The sequence below is a fragment of the Acinetobacter endophylla genome, assembly GCF_053543775.1.
Map to the genome: position 1 here is coordinate 1,963 of NZ_JBLVOM010000061.1, position 2,662 is coordinate 4,624.

The window sequence follows — 2,662 nt, forward strand, 5'->3', positions numbered from 1 at the left end:
CCTTAAGGTTATGCTCACGTGCACCTCGAACTTCAATACAATTATTAGATAAAGTAATGTTATTGTGTTCACCAAAAGAATGTATTTTCATGTTTCTACGAGCCTGTAAATTATTTTGTGTAAGTCTCATTTTTTATAAATGATCTTTTAATCGATCATCGAACTGAATCGTAAACCAATTCATTGCTAAACGCCAATTTTGAATTGGCATGGTCCATTTTTTAGCAGCATTTGAAGTTGCTAAATAAATGACCTTTTTCACTGAATCATCAGAAGAGAAGATCTTTCTCTTTTTAGTTGAATGGCGGATCACGCTATTCAATGATTCAATTGCATTTGTTGTATAAATCGCATGACGTATTTCAGCAGGATAGCTAAAGATCGTTCGGATATTTTCCCAATTTGCCCGCCAGGATTCTCCAATTTTTGAATACTGGTGATTCCATTGATCGCAGAAGATATCTAGGGGCTTTAAAGCATTTTCCTCTGTACTTGCCTGATAGATCGCCTTCAATCCTGCTGTTACAGCTTTGTAGTCCTTCCAGCTCACAAATCTCAGGCTATTGCGTACAACATGTACGATACACAGCTGGATATCAGTATGAGGGTAGACAGAGGCTATCGCATCAGGAAAGCCTTTTAGTCCTGAGAAGCGCTGCTTCGCAAGGCAGGCTACAAGAATATCTTGCACTCCTCGATTTTTAAGCTCTGTCATGACTGACAGCCAGAATTTGGAACCTTCTGTTTGAGCAAGCCACATGCCAAGAAGTTCTTTTTGGCCATCCAGGTTAATGCCTAATGCTAAATAAACTGATTTATTGATTACTGTTGAATGCTGACGAACCTTAACAACAATGCAATCTAAATAGACAACAGGATAAAGACTATCGAGTGTTCTATTTTGCCATTCTGTCACTTGTTCAATGACAGCATCCGTCACCTTACTAATAAGGGAGGCAGATACATCGGCATCGTACATTTCTTTAAAAAAGCAACAATTTCTCTATTTGTCATTCCTTTCGCATATAGCGAAAGAATTTGATCATCCATGCTAGTAATGCGTGTTTGATGCTTCTTAATAATCTGTGGTTCAAAAGAGCCATCACGATCACGAGGGATATCTAAAGCAAGCTGCCCATCTTGTGTTAGAACTGTTTTGGAGCTAAAACCATTACGTGCATTAGATCCTTTCTTAGGTTGATGCTTTTCATAGCCTAAATGTTCAGAAAGCTCAGTATTCAGAGCGGTTTCGATCATGAACTTTTTAAATATGGCTGTCATTTGGTTTAAATCTTCAGGAGTTTTTAAACCTTTAGCTAATTCAGCTGCCATACTTTTGATTGTAGCTTCATCCATGTGAAGTACCTCTTTTTATTATCCTCAGTAGGATAAATGAAAATTAAGTACTTACACAAAATTTAGAACAGTCCCACAACTCATTTTGTTGAACTATATCTGTACAACAACTCTACCTCGAATTTTTCCATCTAAAATTTCATTTGAAATATTTAAAGCATCTGTTAACTGAATTTCAGTCGTTACTGTTTCTAATTTTGTTTGATCTAATTCTGTAGCCAAACGTTCCCATGCTTCTTTTCTTAATTCGATTGGTGCCATCACGCTATCAATTCCATATAAGGTAATCCCTCTTAGAATAAATGGAGCAACTGTTGCTGGAAAATCCATTCCGCCTGCCAAACCACACGCAGCAACTGCACCACGATATTTTGTACTAGCACATGCATTGGCTAAAGTATGGCTTCCAACAGTATCAATTACGCCAGCCCAAACTTCTTTGTTTAATGGCTTTCCTGGGGAAGATAATTCAATACGATCAATAATTTCACTCGCCCCTAGATAGGTTAAATATTCTGACTCTTGAGGTCGACCAGTCGAAGCTGTAATCTCATAACCAAGATGATTCAAAATAAGGCACTGTTGCAAATAGGCTGACATGATAAGCTAAATATCTTATTTATTTCGAGATACAGCAGATGAATCCCTTCCACGGTCGGCACTTTCAAGGTGAAATCATTCTTTGGGCTGTTCGTTGGTATTGTAAATATGGCATCAGCTATCGTGAACTTCAAGAAATGCTCGCTGAACGAGGCATAAATGTGGATCACAGTACAATTTATCGTTGGGTTCAGCGTTATGCTCCAGAAATGGAAAAACGGTTACGCTGGTATTGGCGTAATCCTACAGATTTACATTCATGGCATATGGATGAGACTTATATCAAAGTGAAGGGGCGATGGACTTACCTGTATCGTGCAGTTGATCAACGGGGTCATACGATTGACTTTTACCTTTCCGCTAGACGGAACAGTAAATCAGCCTATAGTTTTCTAGGAAAGATCTTCAATACGGTGAAAAAATGGCAAATTCCACGGGTCATCAATACAGATAAAGCAGCGACCTATGGCCATGCTTTATCACGATTAAAGCGAGAAGGAAAATGTCCAGTAGATATTGAGCACAGGCAGATTAAGTATAAAAATAATGTCATTGAATGTGATCATGGTAAGTTAAAGCGAATCATCAGGGCCACATTAGGATTCAAATCTATGAAGACTGCTTATGCCACAATTAAAGGTATTGAAGTCATGCGTGCACTACGTAAAGGACAAGCATCGTCATTTTATTATGGTCAGCCTCAGGG

At 38.4% G+C, this 2,662-nt stretch carries 1 protein-coding gene and 2 pseudogenes; 1 reads left to right on the forward strand and 2 read right to left on the reverse strand.

The features are described 5' to 3' along the window. Window positions 1-133: 133 nt before the first annotated feature. Window positions 134-1,356, reverse strand: a pseudogene (locus tag ACNPNW_RS04780) (IS256 family transposase). A gap of 93 nt (window positions 1,357-1,449) precedes the next feature. After that, window positions 1,450-1,932: pseudogene (locus ACNPNW_RS04785) on the reverse strand (zinc-binding dehydrogenase); the annotation flags it as partial. 62 nt (window positions 1,933-1,994) lie between these two features. Here ACNPNW_RS04785 and ACNPNW_RS04790 point away from each other — a divergent pair. After that, on the forward strand, window positions 1,995-2,662 hold a 668-nt coding region (locus ACNPNW_RS04790; protein ID WP_270893151.1), incomplete at its 3' end, for an IS6-like element IS1008 family transposase.